Origin of the sequence: Serratia sp. AXJ-M (genome assembly GCF_046531865.1) — a bacterium.
Taxonomy (GTDB): Bacteria; Pseudomonadota; Gammaproteobacteria; order Enterobacterales; family Enterobacteriaceae; genus Serratia; species Serratia liquefaciens.
Window position 1 is genome coordinate 678,510 of record NZ_CP059394.1, and the last position, 18,674, is coordinate 697,183.

The following is an 18,674-nucleotide window of genomic DNA, read 5'->3' on the forward strand; positions in this document are numbered from 1 at the left end:
CAGTCTTGTCATACAAGAATGCTAGAGCGAAAATTGCTCAGGATCTGTGAGGGTGATCGAAATTACAGCAAAGAGGGATTTTTAGAGGATGTGGGCGAACATTTCCGGTTGCTGCTGCCAGTGATTCTTTTTGGCCGCATTGAGCAGAATGACACGCATGCGCTGGCGTGCGGTTTCTACCTGTTTGAAGCGAATGGCCTCCAGCAATTGTTGGTGCTCTTCAACCGCATTTTTGGTCAGCCGGATATCTTCTTCCAGCGTTTGCTGGAAAGAGAGCGCCATGGCCGCGGAAAGTGCGCTGCCCAATGAATGCAAAAAAGGATTGTGGCTGGCGCCCAGCAAGGCAAGGTGAAATGCCATATCGCCCTGCTCGAAGAGTTGGCGACTGGCCTGCTGTTGCCCTTGTGACATGAGTTTGCAAGCATCTTCCAGCGCGGCCAGGTCATGACCGGTGGCGTTAACGGCCGCTAATGCCGCGATATTCGGTTCAAAGATCAGACGGGTAACCATCAATTGTTCGACCAGTTGTTGGTCGAGACTGCCTTCCGCCAACCAGCTCAGTACGTCAGGATCCAAAAAGCTCCATTGCTCGCGGGCATTGACGGTACTGCGCTTCTTGGCCTGAATGGAGACCAACCCTTTCGCCGCCAGCACCTGCAACGCGTTACGTACCGAAGTGCGTGAAACCGAATACTGCAAGGCCAATTCATTCTCCCCCGGCAGCGACAGCCCAGGCGGCAGATCGCCACTGATGATGCGGCGGGCCAAATCTTGCGTCAGGGTTTCCGATATGGTGGTTTGCGCGGTTTTCATCCGTGGTTCTCAGGTAATTAAAGCGGCAGTTGCGCCCTATACTAAGCTAAGCGGCGTGCTGGTGGTACCTGTGCCGGTTTGAATGAAGAAAACGAGCGTTTTTTCATGCAAATTTCACCGGTTCAAATTGCATGTTTATGTACAATCGTCAATGGGCGTTGATCGGCCTGATTGTTAACCCATTGACAGCATTACTGATGAAAAGTGGGGGATATCATAATTTTCTAATTATGAAATGAATCCTCTGGCGATGATAGGGCGAGGCAGTTACCCTGAACCGATATACCCGTCATACTTGAAGCTGTAACTGTGTTGACTGCGCTCACTTACCCGAATCACTTACTGAAGTAAGCTCATTGGGATAAGCTCGCTTGCCGCCTTGATACAGCTCCAATTATTTAGGGTAATGAAATCAATCAACAAGAGAGCAAGTATGACTGATTCACCCATCCGCATTGCGATTGCGGGTTCCGGCGGCCGTATGGGCCGCCAATTGATCCAGGCGGTACATCAGGCGCATGGCGTGGTTTTGGGGGCGGCAGTATCGCGCCCAGGTTCAAGCCTGATTGGGACCGACGCCGGTGAACTAGCGGGCATTGGTGCGCTGGGCATAACCGTCAGCGACAGCCTGGAAAAAGTGGCCGACGATTTCGATATCCTGATCGACTTCACCCGTCCGGAAAGCACCCTGGCGTACCTGGCTTTCTGCGTCGAGCACAAAAAAGCCGTGGTGATTGGCACCACCGGTTTCGATGATGCGGGTAAGGAAGCCATCCGCGCCGCAGCTGGGCAGATTGGCATCGTCTTCGCCGCCAACTTCAGCGTGGGCGTGAATCTGGTGTTAAAACTGCTGGAAAAAGCCGCGCAGGTGATGGGCGACTATACCGATATTGAGATTGTTGAAGCGCATCATCGTCATAAGGTAGACGCTCCTTCGGGGACGGCTTTGGCGATGGGCGAGGCGATTGCCGGCGCGCTGGGGCGCGATCTGAAAGAGTGCGCGGTGTATGCGCGTGAAGGTTATACCGGTGAACGCGATCCGAAGAGCATTGGCTTTGCCACTATTCGCGCTGGCGATATCGTCGGCGAGCACACCGCCATGTTCGCCGACATCGGTGAGCGGGTAGAAATCACCCATAAGGCCTCCAGCCGCATGACTTTTGCCAGTGGTGCGGTTAAGGCTGCGATATGGCTTAAAGGCCATGATAAAGGTCTGTTTGATATGCGTGATGTGCTCGGTTTAGACCAGTTATAATTGATTTGTATGCCATCGTGATGTGGCTGTATTAATCATAGTGCTATGATTAACGGACAATAATTTTATTGTCCTTTTTTTTTAGCATGATAAATATGTGTTTGAGGTTGTTTTTGTTGGTTGATTGCTATTTTTGGTGGTTAACTTTTAATTTATGATGCTTTTTCCCCTTCCAACGTATCTCTTGCCTGGAAAAGTGCCCTGGGAATTGTGATTTTCTGTCTTTAGAGCTCGCAACCGTTTACTCACCCGAGTTTAGACGTGTTTTTATGGCTACTGACCCCATTAAACGCCGAGAAGTGCAAAAATAAGAGAAAAAATGGCGCTTTGGGTAGACAAGCGGAGCACTCATCATTAAAATGCGCCCAATTTGCCAAAAATTGACCTTGAGGGCGGTTTTTGCATTGATTTAGATCGTGATATCTGAATTAATATGCAAATATTGTGATTGATTATTCCTTGGAGGGTGTTTTGATTAAGTCAGCGCTATTGGTTCTCGAAGACGGAACCCAATTCCACGGTCGGGCCATCGGGGCAGAGGGTACGGCAGTGGGGGAAGTGGTCTTCAATACGTCGATGACCGGTTATCAAGAAATCCTCACTGATCCTTCCTACTCCCGCCAGATCGTTACTCTTACTTATCCTCATATCGGCAATGTCGGCACCAATGCTTCCGACGAAGAATCCTCCGCTGTACACGCCCAAGGCCTCGTCATTCGCGACCTCCCACTGATTGCCAGCAATTACCGCAACGAAGAAGGCCTGTCTGACTACCTGAAGCGTCACAACATCGTGGCGATTGCCGATATCGATACCCGCAAGCTGACCCGTCTGCTGCGCGAGAAAGGGGCACAGAACGGCTGCATCATCGCCGCCGACACGCCGGATGCCGCCTTGGCGTTAGCGAAGGCCAAAGCCTTCCCGGGCCTGAAAGGCATGGATCTGGCGAAAGAAGTTACCACCCAGGAAGCCTACAGCTGGCAGCAGGGCAGTTGGACGCTTGAAGGCGACCTGCCGGAAGCCAAACCGGCCTCTGAGCTGCCGTTCCACGTGGTGGCCTATGACTACGGCGCCAAGCGCAACATTCTGCGTATGCTGGTGGATCGCGGCTGCCGCCTGACGGTGGTGCCGGCACAGACCCCGGCGGATGAAGTCTTGAAGATGGATCCGGACGGTATTTTCCTGTCCAACGGACCAGGTGACCCGGAGCCATGCGATTACGCCATCGCCGCCATCAAGCAGTTCCTGACAACCGATATCCCGGTGTTCGGCATCTGCCTCGGCCATCAGTTGCTGGCTCTGGCCAGCGGTGCAAAAACCGTGAAGATGAAGCTTGGCCACCACGGCGGCAACCACCCGGTAAAAGATCTGGATAACGACTGCGTCATGATCACCGCGCAGAACCATGGTTTTGCGGTAGACGAAAACAACCTGCCGGCCGAACTGCGCGTCACGCACAAATCCTTGTTTGACCACACGGTGCAGGGCATTCACCGCACCGATAAAGCAGCGTTCAGCTTCCAGGGCCACCCTGAAGCCAGCCCGGGCCCACACGACGCCGCGCCGCTGTTCAATCACTTTATCGAACTGATTGAGACTTACCGTTCTAACGCCAAATAATCAGGAGCAGTAAAAAATGCCAAAACGTACAGACATAAAAAGCATCCTGATCCTCGGCGCTGGCCCGATTGTTATCGGCCAGGCGTGTGAGTTCGACTACTCGGGTGCCCAGGCGTGTAAAGCGCTGCGCGAAGAGGGTTACCGCGTTATTCTGGTCAACTCCAACCCGGCCACCATCATGACCGACCCGGAAATGGCGGATGCGACCTACATCGAGCCAATCCACTGGGAAGTGGTGCGTAAAATCATCGAAAAAGAGCGTCCGGATGCCGTGCTGCCGACCATGGGCGGCCAGACCGCACTGAACTGCGCGCTGGAGCTGGAACGTCAGGGCGTGCTGGCCGAGTTCGGCGTGACCATGATTGGCGCTACCGCTGACGCGATCGACAAAGCAGAAGACCGTCGTCGCTTCGACGTGGCGATGAAAAAAATCGGCCTGGACACCGCGCGCTCCGGTATTGCGCACAATATGGAAGAAGCGCTGGCGGTGGCCGCTGACGTCGGCTTCCCGTGCATTATCCGTCCTTCCTTTACCATGGGTGGCACCGGTGGCGGCATCGCCTACAACCGCGAAGAGTTCGAAGAGATCTGCGAGCGTGGTCTGGACCTGTCTCCAACCAAAGAGCTGTTGATTGACGAGTCGCTGATCGGCTGGAAAGAGTACGAGATGGAGGTGGTGCGCGATAAGAACGATAACTGCATCATCGTCTGTTCGATCGAAAACTTCGATGCCATGGGTATCCATACCGGCGACTCCATCACCGTAGCACCGGCGCAAACCCTGACCGACAAAGAATACCAAATCATGCGTAACGCCTCGATGGCGGTACTGCGTGAAATCGGCGTGGAAACCGGTGGTTCCAACGTGCAGTTCTCGGTTAACCCGAAAACCGGCCGTTTGATCGTCATCGAAATGAACCCGCGCGTATCCCGCTCTTCGGCGCTGGCATCTAAAGCCACTGGCTTCCCGATTGCCAAAATCGCCGCCAAACTGGCGGTGGGTTACACCCTCGATGAGCTGATGAACGACATCACCGGTGGCCGTACGCCGGCGTCGTTTGAACCGTCCATCGACTACGTCGTGACCAAGATCCCTCGTTTCAACTTCGAGAAATTTGCCGGTGCCAATGACCGTCTGACTACCCAGATGAAATCCGTCGGCGAAGTGATGGCGATTGGCCGTACCCAGCAAGAGTCGCTGCAGAAAGCATTGCGCGGGCTTGAAGTGGGCGCCACCGGTTTTGACCCTAAAGTGAGCCTGGATGACCCGGAAGCACTGACCAAAATCCGTCGTGAGCTGAAAGACGCCGGTTCTGACCGCATCTGGTACATCGCTGACGCCTTCCGCGCCGGCCTGTCCGTTGACGGCGTCTTCAACCTGACCAACGTAGACCGCTGGTTCCTGGTGCAGATTGAAGAGCTGGTGCGTCTGGAAGAACAGGTTGCCGGTACCGGCATCAACGGCCTGACGAAAGAGTTCCTGCGCACCCTGAAGCGCAAAGGCTTCGCCGATGCGCGTCTGGCCATCTTGGCCGGCGTCGCCGAAAGCGAAATCCGCAAGCTGCGTCATGGCTATGGCCTGCACCCGGTTTACAAGCGTGTGGATACCTGCGCGGCGGAATTCGCCACCGACACCGCTTACATGTACTCCACCTATGAAGAAGAGTGCGAGTCCAACCCGACCAACGACCGTCCGAAAGTGATGGTGCTGGGCGGCGGGCCAAACCGTATCGGCCAGGGTATCGAATTCGATTACTGTTGCGTGCATGCCTCACTGGCGCTGCGCGAAGACGGTTACGAGACCATCATGGTCAACTGTAACCCAGAAACCGTGTCTACCGACTACGACACCTCCGACCGTCTGTACTTCGAGCCGGTAACGTTGGAGGACGTGCTGGAAATCGTGCGCATCGAGAAGCCGAAAGGCGTTATCGTGCAATACGGTGGCCAGACGCCGCTGAAATTGGCGCGCGAGCTGGAAGCCGCAGGCGTACCTATTATCGGCACCAGCCCGGACGCGATTGACCGCGCCGAGGACCGTGAGCGTTTCCAGCAGGCGGTACACCGTCTGGGCCTGAAACAGCCGGCCAACGCCACCGTGGCAACCATTGAGCAGGCGGTAGAGAAAGCGGCCGGGATCGGTTACCCGCTGGTGGTACGTCCTTCTTATGTGCTGGGCGGTCGGGCGATGGAAATCGTTTACGACGAAATCGACCTGCGCCGTTACTTCCAAAACGCAGTCAGCGTCTCCAACGACGCCCCGGTGCTGCTGGACCGCTTCCTGGATGACGCGGTAGAAGTCGACGTCGACGCCATCTGCGACGGCGAACGAGTGCTGATCGGTGGCATCATGGAACACATCGAACAGGCGGGCGTGCACTCCGGTGACTCGGCTTGTTCACTGCCGGCCTACACCCTGAGCAAGGAAATTCAGGACGTGATGCGTCAGCAGGTTGAGAAACTGGCGTTTGAGCTGCAGGTGCGCGGTTTGATGAACGTGCAGTTCGCCGTGAAGAACAATGAAGTCTACCTGATTGAAGTCAACCCACGCGCCGCGCGTACCGTGCCGTTTGTTTCCAAGGCCACCGGCGTGCCGTTGGCCAAAGTGGCTGCGCGCGTGATGGCAGGCAAAACCCTGGCAGAGCAGGGCGTGACGGAAGAAGTCATCCCGCCTTACTACTCGGTAAAAGAAGTGGTGCTGCCGTTCAACAAGTTCCCAGGCGTCGACCCGATTTTAGGGCCGGAAATGCGCTCTACCGGGGAAGTGATGGGCGTGGGCCGCACCTTCGCCGAGGCCTTCTCCAAGGCGATGCTCGGCAGCCAGTCAGGCATGAAAAAACAGGGCCGTGCGCTGCTGTCGGTGCGTGAAGGCGATAAAGCCCGGGTAGTAGATCTGGCGGCAAGCCTGCTGAAACAGGGCTTCGAGCTGGATGCCACTCACGGTACCGCCGTGGTGCTGGGCGAAGCGGGGATTAACCCACGCCTGGTCAACAAGGTGCATGAAGGCCGTCCGCACATTCAGGACCGTATCAAGAATGGCGAATACACCTACATCGTCAACACCACCGCCGGTCGCCAGGCGATTGAGGACTCCAAGCTGATCCGTCGTAGCGCATTGCAGTACAAGGTGCATTACGATACGACCCTGAACGGCGGCTTTGCCACCGCGATGGCGCTAAAAGCGGATCCGACCGAGCAGGTGACTTCGGTGCAGGAGTTGCACGCGCGTATCACCAAGTAATTCGATGATGCCGTAAAAGCCAGGGCGCTGCAGTTCATTGCAGCGCCCTTATTTTTTTAACTTGTTCAGTGAATTTGTTGTCGTGAATTAGAAATTTCCGCTATCAATCATTCAGCAAACTGTCACCCTGTGTGATTGGTATATGCTTGATGTATTGGCATGGAACGAAGGAACGACGACAACAATGATTCTGATTATTTACGCCCATCCCTATCCCCGGCATTCGCATGCCAATCACCGCCTGCTGCAGGCCGTGAAGGATATTCCCGAGGTGGAGGTACGCTCGCTGTATGAGCTGTATCCCGACTTCAACATCGATATCAATGCCGAACAGCGGGCACTGGAGCGCGCCGATCTGGTAGTGCTGCAACATCCGATGCAATGGTACAGCCAACCGCCGCTGCTGAAATTGTGGATCGATAAGGTGCTGGAGCACGGCTGGGCCTATGGTCATGAAGGCAATGCCCTGGTGGGCAAAGATGTGCTGTGGGCAGTGACCAGCGGTGGCGATGAACACCATTTCGAGCTGGGCGATTACCCGAACTTCGCGGCTCTCGGGCAGCCGCTGCAAGCGACGGCGCTGTACTGCGGTATGCATTGGCAACCGTATTTTGCCGTGCATAACACCTTTACCTGCAATGAACCGGCGCTGATTGCGGCAGGGGAAGCCTACCGTCAACGGCTGGTAGCCTATCTGATGGAACACGGTGAACCCGCCGAGCAGGGAGTTGAGCATGGATAATCACCAGATGATGATTGAGGGGCTGATCTATTTGGGATCGGCCGCGTTGTTTGTGCCGATTGCGGTGCGGCTCGGGCTGGGCTCGGTGTTGGGCTACCTGATTGCCGGCTGCATTATTGGCCCCTGGGGGCTGAAGCTGGTCTCCGATGCCGAATCGATCCTCACCTTTGCCGAAATCGGCGTGGTGCTGATGCTGTTTATCATCGGCCTGGAGTTGGATCCGAAACGGCTGTGGACGCTGCGCGCCTCGGTATTTGGCGGTGGCATTATTCAGATGGCAGCATGCGGATTGGCGCTGAGCGCCTTTTGCTACTTCCTCGGATTGAACTGGAAGGTGGCGCTGCTGATTGGCCTGACGCTGGCGTTGTCATCCACCGCCATCGCCATGCAGGCCATGAGCGAACGTAACCTGACGCCGTCGCCGATTGGTCGCAGTGCGTTTGCGGCACTGCTGTTCCAGGATATCGCGGCGATCCCCCTGGTGGCGATGATCCCACTGCTGGCCAGCAGCGGTGCCACGACTACGTTAGCGGCGTTTTCCCTGTCAGCGGCCAAAGTAGTGGGTGCGCTGGCAATAGTGGTACTGCTGGGGCGCTATGTGACCCGGCCGCTGCTGCATTTTGTCGCGCGATCGGGCATGCGTGAGGTTTTCAGCGCCGTGGCGCTGTTCCTGGTGTTCGGCTTTGGCATTCTGCTGGAAATGGCCGGGCTGTCGATGGCGATGGGCGCCTTCCTCGCCGGGGTGCTGCTGGCGAGCTCTGAATACCGCCATGCGCTGGAAAGCGATATTCAGCCGTTCAAGGGGCTGCTGCTCGGGCTGTTCTTTATCGGCGTTGGCATGTCGATCGACTTCGGTACCTTGTTCCATCACCCGCTGCTGATCGCCTCGCTGCTGCTGGGCTTTATGCTGATCAAGGCGGCGCTGCTGTGGCTGATTGGCCCCTGGCTTGGGGTGCCGAAGCGTCAACGCGGCATGTTCGCGATCCTGCTGGGCCAGGGCAGTGAGTTTGCCTTCGTGATCTTCGGCGCCGCTCAACTGGCCGGAGTATTGCCGCCAGATTGGGCCAAGTCGTTGACGCTGGCGGTTGCCCTGTCGATGGCGGCGACGCCGCTGCTGCTGGTAGTGGCAACACGGCTCGAGAAAAATACGCCGAAAGACGAACGCCCGGCGGATGTGATTGATGAAGAGAACGCCAGCGTGATCATCGCCGGGTTTGGTCGTTTCGGTCAGATAGCCGGCCGTTTACTGCTGGCCAATGGCGTACATACCGTGGTGTTGGATCACGATCCTGACCATATTGAAACGCTGCGCAAGTTCGATACCAAGGTGTTTTATGGTGATGCCACCCGCGCCGATCTGCTGGAGGCCGCCGGTGCCGAGCACGCCAAGGTGTTGATCAACGCCATCGACGACGTGGAGGCTAACCTGCAACTGACCGAGTTGGCCAAACGGCACTTCCCGCACCTGAAAGTGGTAGCGCGCGCGCGTGATGTCGATCACTGGTATCAGCTGCGTCAGTTAGGCGTGGAAAAGCCGGAGCGTGAAACCTTTGAAAGCTCGCTACGCATAGGCCGCGAAACGCTGGAGCTGCTGGGGCTGGACGCCTACGAGGCGCGGGAAAAAGCGGATACTTTCCGCCGCTATAACCTGAAAATGCTGGAAGACACGCTGGATAATTATCAGGATACCGAATTCCGCGTTGCCAGCCTGCAGCGGGCGAAAGAAATGCTCAGCGCGGCCATCGAACAGGATCAGGATCGGTTGGCGCGAGTACCGCAGAGTGGTTGGCGTGGCAGTATTGATGGCAAAGCGCCGGAAGATGAGGTGGTGGAAGCCAAGGGATAAGCCTAATGGGCGCAGCCGTCGGGCTGCGCCCACGATGGCCGAATTAACTCAGCGCCACCTTGATACCCAGAGCAATCAGCATCCCGCCCAGCAGCTTATCCACCACCTTTTGCGTTTTCTCCAGGCCACGACGCACCGGTCCGCTTTGGATCAGGAACACCAGAACTGGCCACCAGAGAGCAGACAGGCCAAGGATAATTCCCGCATACCACAGTTTTTCGCCCAACCCTGAGTCGATTTGCAGCACCTGGGTGAATACCGCCAGGAAGAACAGCGTAGCTTTTGGGTTGAGCAAATTGCACAGATAGCCCTGTACGAAGGCGCTTTTCAGGCTTGTTTGCTGCGGCGGCAGGTTACTGACGTTCATCTTGCTGCCGCTGCGCGACAGCAGTGCCTGAATGCCGACCCAAATCAGGTAGACCGCACCGGCGTATTTCAGCACGTTGAACAGCCATGGCGTGGTGGTGATCACGACCGCCAGCCCGGCGACGCAGTAAGACATGTGAGTGGCGACGCCGCAGATCACGCCGAAAGCCGTCATCATCGCGGCCAGACGCGGGTAGCGGGCGGCGTTCTTGATCACCAGGAAAAAGTCCGGGCCGGGTGACAGCATGCCCAAGGTGGCGATACCAGCAACGAACAGCGAAGTTTCAAGCATGATTTGACTCTCTGCACAAAAGGCGTAATGGAGGCGATAATAACGCCACGTCCCCTGATACGCATCAACCAAATGAGGTAATGTTTGGCAATATGATGAATATTCACTCAGGGATCTCGACGGGGCCTCATGTATCAGACAACCCATATAGACCAGCCGGAAGCGCAGCGACAGCAGCGTGAAATTACCCGTCTGTGCATTCAGTGCGCTTTACTGTTGCTGCAGCACGGTGCCGAGAGCACGGTGGTGGAGCAGTTATCGACCCGATTGGGGATAGCGCTGGGGATGGACAGCGTTGAAAGTTCGATCTCGGCCAATGCGGTGGTGCTGACCACCATCAGCCACGGTGAGTGTCTGACCACCACGCGCAAGAACGTCGATCGCGGCATCAATATGCAGATGGTGACGGAGGTGCAGCACATCGTTATTTTGGCAGAGCATCGGCTGGCGGATGTGCATGACGTTGCCCGGCGCTTCGACAAGATCCGCCCTTTGCGTTATCCACGCTGGCTGGTGGTATTGATGGTGGCGCTGTCATGCGGTTGTTTCAGCGTGCTGAACGGCGGCGATCAAAAGGCCTTTGCCGTCACCTTTATTGCCAGCGGCCTGGCTATGTCGGTGCGTCAGGTGCTGACCGCACGCCACATGAATCCCTTGATTAACTTTTGCCTGACGGCCTTTGTCGCGACCTCGGTTTCCGGGCTGTTGCTGCGGCTGCCGCTGTTTAACGAAACCTCCACCGTGGCGATGGCCGCCAGCGTATTGCTGCTGGTGCCCGGTTTCCCGCTGATTAACGCGGTGGCCGACATGTTCAAGGGCCACGTCAATACCGGTTTGGCGCGCTGGGCGATGGCCAGTCTGCTGACGCTGGCTACCTGTATCGGCGTGGTGATGGCGATGTCGCTGTGGGATCTGCGGGGGTGGTCATGAGTCTGCTCTGGGCCTTATTGCAGGATATGCTGCTGGCAGCGGTGCCGGCGTTGGGTTTCGCCATGGTGTTCAACGTGCCGCTGCGCGCACTGCGCTATTGTGCGCTGTTGGGGGCGATTGGCCACGGCTCCCGCATGCTGATGATGCATGTGGGGATGAATATTGAATGGTCATCGCTGCTGGCGGCGATCCTGATTGGCATCATCGGTATTTATTGGTCGCGCTGGCTGTTGGCGCATCCGAAGGTGTTTACCGTGGCGGCAGTGATCCCTATGTTCCCCGGTATCTCGGCCTATACCGCGATGATCAGCGTGGTGGAGATTTCGCATCTGGGTTACAGCGAGGCGCTGATGGCCACCATGATGACCAACTTCCTCAAAGCCTGCTTTATCGTGGGGGCATTATCGATTGGGCTGTCATTACCTGGGCTGTGGTTATACCGCAAACGTCCCGGCGTTTAAGGATCATGGGCCAAAAATTGTTGGGCATTAGATATACTGATAAGAGCTATCTTATATATTCATATTGCTTGATTAGCCTATCGACGACCGTTGGGGCTTTACGTATAGTGTGAGCAATTTTGCTGCCTACACAGGGTTTAACAATGATTATCAGCCTGATCGCTGCCTTGGCGGCGGATCGCGTTATTGGCATGGAAAACGCCATGCCTTGGCACCTGCCGGCGGACCTCGCGTGGTTTAAACGTAACACGCTGAATAAACCGGTTATTATGGGCCGTAAAACTTTCGAGTCTATTGGTCGTCCGTTACCGGGCCGCCATAACATCGTGTTGAGCAGCCGTCCTGGCACTGACGCCGGGGTGACCTGGGCGACTTCGCTGGACGAAGCGCTGGCCGCAGCCGGTGATGTGGAAGAAGTGATGGTGATGGGCGGCGGGCGTATTTATACCCAGTTCCTGGCACGCGCTAACCGTATGTACCTGACGCATATCGATGCCGAAGTCGGCGGTGACACCCATTTCCCAGACTATGAGCCGGACGAATGGGAAACCTCGTTCAGCGAGTTCCACGATGCCGACGAGTTGAATTCTCACAGCTATTGTTTCGAGATCCTGGAACGCCGTTAATGGCCGGCGATTAACCGTATCCTTCTGAGGGCGCAAGTGATTGCGCCCTTTGTCTTTTTACCACCCACCTCTCCCTGACTTTTCGTTGTAACATTTTCGTCACACTTCCTGATTAGTATGAAGCCCAACTCTGAGCGCCCCGGCAACTCTGGTGAATCTCGATCGCGGCGCCATATTAAAAAGGAAATAAACCTATGACGACCAAAATTGAGCAATTAGATGCCGATCGCCTGACCGATCCCACTCGCCGTAAACTGTTGCTGGGCAGCGCCGGTGCCGTTGGCCTGGCCGGTTTCCTCGGCGGCGGTATTTGGACGGTTTCCGCTCAGGCTCTGGCGGAAGATTTGCCACCGAACAAGCTGCTGGGCTTTAAAGGGATTGCCGCTTCCACCGCTGATGAGGTGGCGATTGCGCCAGGCTATCGCGCCGAGGTGCTGATCTCCTGGGGTGATCCGTTGGTTGAGGGAGCTGCCGCTTTCGACCCACAGGGCAACAACAGCGCTGCCGATCAGGAAAAGCAATTCGGCGATAATAATGACGGTATGAGCTTCTTCCCGATTGATGACAATCACGGCGTGATGGCCATCAACAACGAATACGTCAACGAGCAATACCTGTTTGCTCATGGCGGCACCAAAGCCACCAGTCTTGAAGACGTGCGCAAGTCACAGGCTGCCCATGGCGTTTCTATCGTGGCGGTACGCCGTGTGGGTGATAGCCAACGTTGGGAGGTCGAGCGCCCATCGCGTTATAACCGCCGGATCACCGCCAACACCGAGATGCAATTCAGCGGCCCGGCTGCCGGGCACGCGCTGCTGCAAACGGCGGCGGATCCTGGCGGCCGCAAGGTATTGGGCACCTTCGGTAACTGCGCCAACGGGAAAACCCCTTGGGGCACTTACCTGACCTGCGAAGAGAATTTCGATACCTATTTTGGCACTCATCAGGCCGACTACAAGACCACTGCGGACCAAACGCGCTATACGTTGAAAGTCAGCGAACCTGAGCGTAACTGGCCGGATTACGATGAACGCTTTGACGTGGCGAAGAACCCTAATGAATTCAATCGTCATGGCTGGATCGTCGAAATCGACCCGATGAACCCTGGCTCAACGCCAATCAAACACACCGCGCTGGGCCGCTTCAAACATGAAAATGCGGCGGTGACCGTCGCCAAGGATGGTCGCCTGGTGGTCTACATGGGTGACGATGAGCGTGGTGAGCACATCTATAAATACGTATCCAAAGGCGTGGTTGACGTGGCTAACCCGGCCAACAACCGCAGCCTGCTGGACGAAGGCACTTTATATGTGGCGCAGTTTGACGGGGACGCCAACGGCACACCGCTGAAAGGTACCGGGCGCTGGATAGCGCTGGAGTTCGGTAAAAATGGTCTGACGCCGGAAAATGGTTTCCGCGATGAGGCGGAAGTGTTGATCTTCGCCCGCAAGGCTGCGGCGCAGGTGGGGGCTACCAAAATGGACCGGCCGGAATGGATCGCCGTCAATCCACATGATGGGCGCGCCTACTGCACGCTGACCAACAACAGCAAACGTGGTGAAGAAGGCATGCCGTTGAATGCCGCTAACCCGCGACCGAACAATGTCTACGGCCAAATTATCCGTTGGGATGAAGGCGGTGATGCCACTGCTGCGTCATTCAACTGGGATATTTACGCGCTGTGCGGTAACCCGATTGCCCATCCGGAAGGCGTGAATCGCGGCACACCAAATATCACGGCCGACAATACTTTCAACAGTCCGGACGGACTGGGCTTTGATAAGACCGGTCGCCTGTGGATCCTCACCGACGGCAAATACAGCAACAAGGGCGACTATGCCGGACAGGGCAACAACCAAATGCTGGTGGGCGATCCGCAAAGTGGCGAAATCCGCCGCTTTATGGTTGGGCCAAAGTCATGCGAACTGACTGGCATTACCTTTACCCCCGATTACAAGACGATGTTCGTCAACGTACAGCACCCGGGTGAAGAAGGTGATTCTCATTTCCCGAACAATAGCCCGCGTCCGCGCTCATCGGTGTTGATGATTACGCGTGAAGACGGTGGAGTGATTGGGGCTTAAGAAGAAAACAGCGGGGCGGCATTGACCGCCCCGACGGGATTATGACGCGGCCTGCTGGTGTACGCTGTCGGACAGATCGCTGCGATGGGCCGGTTGGGTAAAGTACTGCCGGTCTTCCCAACGCAACATGGTCAAATCGCCCCCCCAGCAACAGCCGGTATCCAGGCCAATAATGCCTTCCGGCGTGCCTTTGCCTTCCAGTGATGCCCAGTGACCGAAAACAATGGTGTAATCGGCGTCGACCAATCGTGGCAAATCAAACCAGGGTTTCAGCGGAGCAGGCGCAGTGCCTGGCGCATCTTTGCAGATCATATCGAGTTGGCCGTTCGGGAAGCAGTAGCGCATGCGCGTCAGGGCATTGGTGCTGAAACGCAAGCGCGCCAGCCCGCTCAGTTCCGGGCTCCAGTTGTTCGGCATGTCACCGTACATGGCGTCGAGGAACAGCGGATAGCTGTCGCTGCTCAGTACGGCTTCCACTTCACGGGCACAGGTTTGCGCAGTTTCAATGTCCCACTGCGGCGTGATGCCGGCATGCGCCATCACCAGCTTGAGTTGCTCATCGACCTGCAGCACCGGTTGGCGGCGCAGCCAGTTGATCAGTTCATCGGCGTCTGGCGCTTCCAGCAACGACGTAATGCGATCTTTGGGTTTATTGCGGCTGATGCCGGCATAAACGGCCAGCAGATGCAGATCGTGATTGCCCAGCACCATGCGTACTGCCGGTCCGAGTGAGCGCACGTAGCGCAGCACGTCTAGTGAACCGGGGCCACGCGCGACCAGATCGCCGGTCAGCCACAGCTGGTCATGTTGGGGATCGAAGGCAACCTGGGCCAATAGCGACTTGAGTTCATCAAAACAGCCATGAACGTCGCCGATAAGATATGTCGACATAATCAGTGAATCAGCGTTGGAATGGCTAAGCGGAACACGGGAATAGCGGTCTGGAACGGCTGACCCTGATGATCAACCATTTCGTAATGGCCTTCCATGGTACCCAGCGGCGTTTCAAGAATGGCGCCGCTGGTGTATTGGAATTCGCCCCCGGGCGGAATGAGCGGCTGCTCGCCGACCACGCCTTCGCCCTGAACTTCGGTTTGACGGCCATTGCTGTTGGTGATCAACCAGTAACGGCCGAGCAGCTGCACGTTGAAACGCCCCAAATTGCGAATGGTGATGGTATAAGCGAAGACGTAACGTTCTTCCTCAGGTATCGACTGTGATTCCACATAGACACTTTGTACCTGAATACATACGCGAGGCGAATCAATCATGATCACTACTCCTTATTGCTACGGCGCGGGATTGGCTGAAAGCCAGTTAGCCAGCTTACAGTATTGCGCCACAGAAATATTTTCTGCTCTAAGTACCGGATCGATACCCAATTCCGTCAGTTGCTCCGGAGTGAACAAATCCCCCAGGCTATTGCGGACAGTTTTCCGGCGCTGGTTGAACGCCTGAGTCGTGATGCGGCTCAGCATGCGCACGTCACCCACCGGATTTGGATTCACCTTGTGCGGTACCAGACGTACCACTGCGGAATCCACTTTCGGCGCCGGAGTGAACGAAGTTGGTGGCACTTCCAGCACCGGAATAACGTTGCAGTAGTACTGCGCCATCACGGTTAAACGCCCGTAGGCTTTGCTGTTAGGGCCGGCAACCAGGCGGTTGACCACCTCTTTTTGCAACATAAAGTGCATGTCGCGAATGGCCTGAGTATAGCTGAAAAGGTGGAACATCAGCGGCGTCGAGATGTTGTACGGCAGGTTACCAAATACGCGCAGCGGTTGGCCAGCCTGCTCGGCCATTTCGGCGAAGTTCACCGTCATGGCATCTTGCTGGTGAATGGTCAGCTTGTCTTTCAACTGCGGATGGTTTGCCAGACGGGCCGCCAGATCGCGGTCCAGCTCAATCACCGTCATGCGGTCCATGCGCGCGCCGACCGGCTCGGTCAATGCGCCCAGGCCGGGACCAATTTCAACGACCGCTTCACCCGGCATTGGATGAATGGCGGAAACAATGCTATCGATGACAAACTGATCGGTTAAAAAGTTCTGTCCAAAGCGTTTGCGGGCAAAGTGCCCTTGGTGGACTTTATTATTCATTACAATTAATTATCATTTTAATGGCGAGATTCAAGGCCGTTTTGAAACTGCCCGCATCGGCGGTGCCGGTGCCGGCCAGTTCCAGAGCGGTACCGTGGTCGACCGAGGTACGGATAAAAGGCAAACCGAGGGTAATGTTTACCGCCCGGCCGAACCCTTGGTATTTTAGCACCGGCAGGCCCTGATCGTGATACATCGCCAGCACCGCATCCGCATGTTGCAGATACTTGGGCTGGAACAGGGTGTCCGCCGGCAGCGGGCCGATCAGATGAATACCTTCAGTCCGCAGCGCGTCTAGCGCCGGGATGATGGTATCTATCTCTTCGCGTCCCATATGGCCGCCTTCTCCCGCATGCGGGTTCAGTCCGCAGACATATATCTGCGGCTGGGCGATGCCAAATTTGGTTTTCAGATCGTTGTCGAGAATGCGGATGACTTCGAACAGGCTTTGGCGAGTGATGGCACCAGGCACTGCCAGCAAAGGCAGGTGGGTGGTTGCCAGCGCTACGCGCAGCTTTTCGGTCGCCAGCATCATTACCACGCGGTCGCAACCGCTGCGATCGGCAAAAAATTCGGTATGGCCGATAAAGGGCACACCGGCGTCGTTGATCACGCCCTTGTTCACCGGGCCGGTGATCAGCGCAGCAAACTCGCCGTTCAGGCAACCGTCGCAGGCGCGCGCCAGCGTTTCCACCACGTAAGCACTGTTACCCACATTCAGCTCACCAGCCACTACTGGATGAGCCGTCGCAACCGGCAATACCGTCAACGTACCCGCACGCTGTGGCTGAGCGGGGTGCTGTGGCTGATAGGTGCGCAGCTGTAGCGGCAGGTTCAACTGTCGGGCGCGTTCAAGCAACAAGGCCGGATCCGCGCACACCACCAGTTCAACAGGCCAATCCTGTTGCGCCAGCGCTGCCACTAAATCCGGCCCAACCCCGGCAGGCTCGCCGGGGGTGATTACGATACGATTATTGTTGTGCATTACCGTCAAGGATCTTCACGTAAGCCTGAGCACGTTGTTCCTGCATCCAGGTCTGCGCTTCTTCAGCAAACTTGCGGTTGAACAGCATGCGGTAAGCGCGATCTTTTTGCGCCGCATCGGTTTTGTCCACCTGACGCGTATCCAGCAGCTGGATCAGGTGCCAGCCGAAGGAAGAGTGTACCGGTTGGCTGACCTCGCCTTTGCTCAGCTTCATCAACGCGTCGCGGAAGGCCGGATCGTAGATGTCTGGAGAAGCCCAGCCCAGATCGCCGCCCTGCAGTGCAGAACCCGGATCCTGAGAAAGCTGTTTGGCTTCGTCAGCAAACTTGGCGCGACCGCTCTTGATGGCTTCGGCTACCGCCTGCAGCTTGGCACGTGCCTGATCGTCGGTCAGCACCACGGAAGGTTTCAGCAGAATGTGACGAGCATGAACCTCGGTGACAGATACCGACTGGTTGGCGCCACGGATATCATTCACTTTCAGGATGTGGAAGCCGACGCCGGAACGGATTGGCCCAACCACGTCGCCTTTTTTGGCGTTAACCAGTCTTTCGGCGAACAGGGTAGGGATCTCCTGTAGCTTGCCCCAGCCCATGTTGCCGCCTTTCAGCGCTTGGGAATCTGCAGAGTAGGAGATGGCCAGCTTGCCGAAGTCGGCGCCGCCGTTGATTTCACCCATCAGCTGTTTAGCCAGGGCTTCAGCATCGTCAACCTGCGCCTGTGTCGGGTTCTCCGGCAGCGGGATCAGGATGTGGCTGATGTTCATTTCGGTATCGCTGCCGTTCTGAGCGCCAACCTGAGTCGCCAGTGAGTCCACTTCCTGAGGCAGGATGGTGACGCGGCGGCGAACTTCGTTGTTACGCACTTCGCTGATCAGCATTTCTTTGCGGATCTGTGAACGGTAAGTGTTGTAGTTCAGACCTTCATACGCCAGACGGCTGCGCATCTGATCGATGCTCATTTTGTTCTGTGCGGCGATGTTGCCGATGGCTTTGTCCAGATCGGCATCGGAGACGTTAATCCCCATTTTCTTGGCCATCTGCAGTTGGATGTTATCCATAATCAGACGTTCAAGGATCTGGTGACGCAGGGTCTTGTCATCCGGCAATTGCTGACCGGCCTGCTGCGCATTGAGCTTCACCGACTGCAACAGGGTGTTTACGTCGCTCTCAAGTACCACGCCGTTATCCACGACGGCGGCGACTTTATCCACTTCTTGGGGTGCTGCGAACGCGGTATTGGCACAAACCACCAATCCGAGAATAAGCGTTCTCCAGTTCTTCATACTTTTCCCATTCTGTAATCCGCAAA

General features: G+C 56.4%; 16 protein-coding genes. 9 read left to right on the top strand and 7 right to left on the bottom strand.

What is annotated here, in order from left to right:
* Positions 1-81 precede the first annotated feature (81 nt).
* Complete coding sequence (locus tag H0S68_RS03165) at positions 82-813, bottom strand: FadR/GntR family transcriptional regulator (protein ID WP_048762910.1); 732 nt, start codon at positions 811-813, stop codon at positions 82-84.
* A 433-nt stretch (positions 814-1,246) separates the two neighbouring features.
* Here H0S68_RS03165 and dapB point away from each other — a divergent pair, with 433 nt between their 5' ends.
* From dapB to kefC, 5 genes are all read left to right on the top strand, one after another.
* Positions 1,247-2,068, top strand: a complete 822-nt coding sequence (dapB, locus tag H0S68_RS03170; protein ID WP_410529146.1) for a 4-hydroxy-tetrahydrodipicolinate reductase — start codon at positions 1,247-1,249, stop codon at positions 2,066-2,068.
* A 471-nt stretch (positions 2,069-2,539) separates the two neighbouring features.
* Positions 2,540-3,688, top strand: coding sequence for a glutamine-hydrolyzing carbamoyl-phosphate synthase small subunit (gene carA / locus H0S68_RS03175; RefSeq protein ID WP_410529147.1), 1,149 nt, complete (start codon positions 2,540-2,542; stop codon positions 3,686-3,688).
* Between the two features lie 16 nt (positions 3,689-3,704).
* Positions 3,705-6,929: a carbamoyl-phosphate synthase large subunit gene (carB, locus tag H0S68_RS03180; RefSeq protein ID WP_044554139.1), complete on the top strand. Its 3,225-nt coding sequence runs from the start codon at positions 3,705-3,707 to the stop codon at positions 6,927-6,929.
* A 184-nt stretch (positions 6,930-7,113) separates the two neighbouring features.
* Positions 7,114-7,671 (top strand): glutathione-regulated potassium-efflux system oxidoreductase KefF, encoded by a 558-nt coding sequence (kefF, locus tag H0S68_RS03185; protein ID WP_020825168.1) that lies wholly within the window; start codon positions 7,114-7,116, stop codon positions 7,669-7,671.
* Positions 7,664-9,517, top strand: a complete 1,854-nt coding sequence (kefC, locus tag H0S68_RS03190) for a glutathione-regulated potassium-efflux system protein KefC (protein ID WP_020825169.1) — start codon at positions 7,664-7,666, stop codon at positions 9,515-9,517. The genes kefF and kefC overlap by 8 nt, the downstream gene beginning before the upstream one ends.
* 43 nt (positions 9,518-9,560) lie before the next feature.
* On the opposite strand, the gene H0S68_RS03195 is transcribed toward kefC, so the two are convergent.
* Positions 9,561-10,175 (bottom strand): LysE family translocator, encoded by a 615-nt coding sequence (locus H0S68_RS03195; RefSeq protein ID WP_020825170.1) that lies wholly within the window; start codon positions 10,173-10,175, stop codon positions 9,561-9,563.
* 129 nt (positions 10,176-10,304) lie between these two features.
* Between H0S68_RS03195 and H0S68_RS03200 the strand changes: the two genes are divergently transcribed.
* The 4 genes from H0S68_RS03200 (at position 10,305) to H0S68_RS03215 (ending at position 14,276) form a co-directional block, all read left to right on the top strand.
* A complete protein-coding gene (locus H0S68_RS03200; RefSeq protein ID WP_020825171.1) occupies positions 10,305-11,105 on the top strand; it encodes a threonine/serine exporter ThrE family protein in 801 nt (266 codons plus the stop codon).
* The gene (locus H0S68_RS03205) at positions 11,102-11,566 is read left to right on the top strand and encodes a threonine/serine exporter (RefSeq protein WP_020825172.1); all 465 of its coding nucleotides are present in this window, start codon (positions 11,102-11,104) and stop codon (positions 11,564-11,566) included. The genes H0S68_RS03200 and H0S68_RS03205 overlap by 4 nt, the downstream gene beginning before the upstream one ends.
* 143 nt (positions 11,567-11,709) lie before the next feature.
* Positions 11,710-12,192 (top strand): type 3 dihydrofolate reductase, encoded by a 483-nt coding sequence (folA, locus tag H0S68_RS03210; RefSeq protein ID WP_020825173.1) that lies wholly within the window; start codon positions 11,710-11,712, stop codon positions 12,190-12,192.
* Positions 12,193-12,386: 194 nt separating this feature from the next.
* Positions 12,387-14,276 (top strand): PhoX family protein, encoded by a 1,890-nt coding sequence (locus H0S68_RS03215; protein WP_128865020.1) that lies wholly within the window; start codon positions 12,387-12,389, stop codon positions 14,274-14,276.
* 39 nt (positions 14,277-14,315) lie between these two features.
* Here H0S68_RS03215 and apaH read toward each other — a convergent pair whose 3' ends face one another.
* The 5 genes from apaH to surA are packed head-to-tail and all read right to left on the bottom strand — an operon-like array spanning position 14,316 to position 18,648.
* On the bottom strand, positions 14,316-15,167 hold the full coding sequence (gene apaH, locus H0S68_RS03220; protein WP_116691303.1) for a bis(5'-nucleosyl)-tetraphosphatase (symmetrical) ApaH: 852 nt from the start codon (positions 15,165-15,167) through the stop codon (positions 14,316-14,318).
* A gap of 2 nt (positions 15,168-15,169) precedes the next feature.
* Positions 15,170-15,547, bottom strand: coding sequence for a Co2+/Mg2+ efflux protein ApaG (apaG, locus tag H0S68_RS03225; RefSeq protein WP_012005174.1), 378 nt, complete (start codon positions 15,545-15,547; stop codon positions 15,170-15,172).
* Positions 15,548-15,565: 18 nt separating this feature from the next.
* Positions 15,566-16,378, bottom strand: coding sequence for a 16S rRNA (adenine(1518)-N(6)/adenine(1519)-N(6))-dimethyltransferase RsmA (rsmA, locus tag H0S68_RS03230; RefSeq protein WP_201895750.1), 813 nt, complete (start codon positions 16,376-16,378; stop codon positions 15,566-15,568).
* On the bottom strand, positions 16,371-17,363 hold the full coding sequence (gene pdxA / locus H0S68_RS03235; RefSeq protein ID WP_201895749.1) for a 4-hydroxythreonine-4-phosphate dehydrogenase PdxA: 993 nt from the start codon (positions 17,361-17,363) through the stop codon (positions 16,371-16,373). Before pdxA ends, rsmA begins: the two co-directional genes overlap by 8 nt.
* Positions 17,350-18,648: a peptidylprolyl isomerase SurA gene (gene surA, locus H0S68_RS03240; RefSeq protein WP_041414190.1), complete on the bottom strand. Its 1,299-nt coding sequence runs from the start codon at positions 18,646-18,648 to the stop codon at positions 17,350-17,352. Before surA ends, pdxA begins: the two co-directional genes overlap by 14 nt.
* Positions 18,649-18,674: the final 26 nt, after the last annotated feature.

Bases quoted from the DNA above. Each gene is read 5' to 3' on its own strand.
- kefF (WP_020825168.1), top strand. From the start codon at position 7,114: ATGATTCTGATTATTTACGCCCATCCCTATCCCCGGCATTCGCATGCC.
- rsmA (WP_201895750.1), bottom strand. From the start codon at position 16,378: ATGAATAATAAAGTCCACCAAGGGCACTTTGCCCGCAAACGCTTTGGA.
- H0S68_RS03205 (WP_020825172.1), top strand. From the start codon at position 11,102: ATGAGTCTGCTCTGGGCCTTATTGCAGGATATGCTGCTGGCAGCGGTG.
- folA (WP_020825173.1), top strand. From the start codon at position 11,710: ATGATTATCAGCCTGATCGCTGCCTTGGCGGCGGATCGCGTTATTGGC.
- H0S68_RS03215 (WP_128865020.1), top strand. From the start codon at position 12,387: ATGACGACCAAAATTGAGCAATTAGATGCCGATCGCCTGACCGATCCC.
- dapB (WP_410529146.1), top strand. From the start codon at position 1,247: ATGACTGATTCACCCATCCGCATTGCGATTGCGGGTTCCGGCGGCCGT.
- surA (WP_041414190.1), bottom strand. From the start codon at position 18,648: ATGAAGAACTGGAGAACGCTTATTCTCGGATTGGTGGTTTGTGCCAAT.
- carB (WP_044554139.1), top strand. From the start codon at position 3,705: ATGCCAAAACGTACAGACATAAAAAGCATCCTGATCCTCGGCGCTGGC.
- H0S68_RS03165 (WP_048762910.1), bottom strand. From the start codon at position 813: ATGAAAACCGCGCAAACCACCATATCGGAAACCCTGACGCAAGATTTG.
- apaG (WP_012005174.1), bottom strand. From the start codon at position 15,547: ATGATTGATTCGCCTCGCGTATGTATTCAGGTACAAAGTGTCTATGTG.
- H0S68_RS03200 (WP_020825171.1), top strand. From the start codon at position 10,305: ATGTATCAGACAACCCATATAGACCAGCCGGAAGCGCAGCGACAGCAG.
- apaH (WP_116691303.1), bottom strand. From the start codon at position 15,167: ATGTCGACATATCTTATCGGCGACGTTCATGGCTGTTTTGATGAACTC.
- H0S68_RS03195 (WP_020825170.1), bottom strand. From the start codon at position 10,175: ATGCTTGAAACTTCGCTGTTCGTTGCTGGTATCGCCACCTTGGGCATG.
- kefC (WP_020825169.1), top strand. From the start codon at position 7,664: ATGGATAATCACCAGATGATGATTGAGGGGCTGATCTATTTGGGATCG.
- pdxA (WP_201895749.1), bottom strand. From the start codon at position 17,363: ATGCACAACAATAATCGTATCGTAATCACCCCCGGCGAGCCTGCCGGG.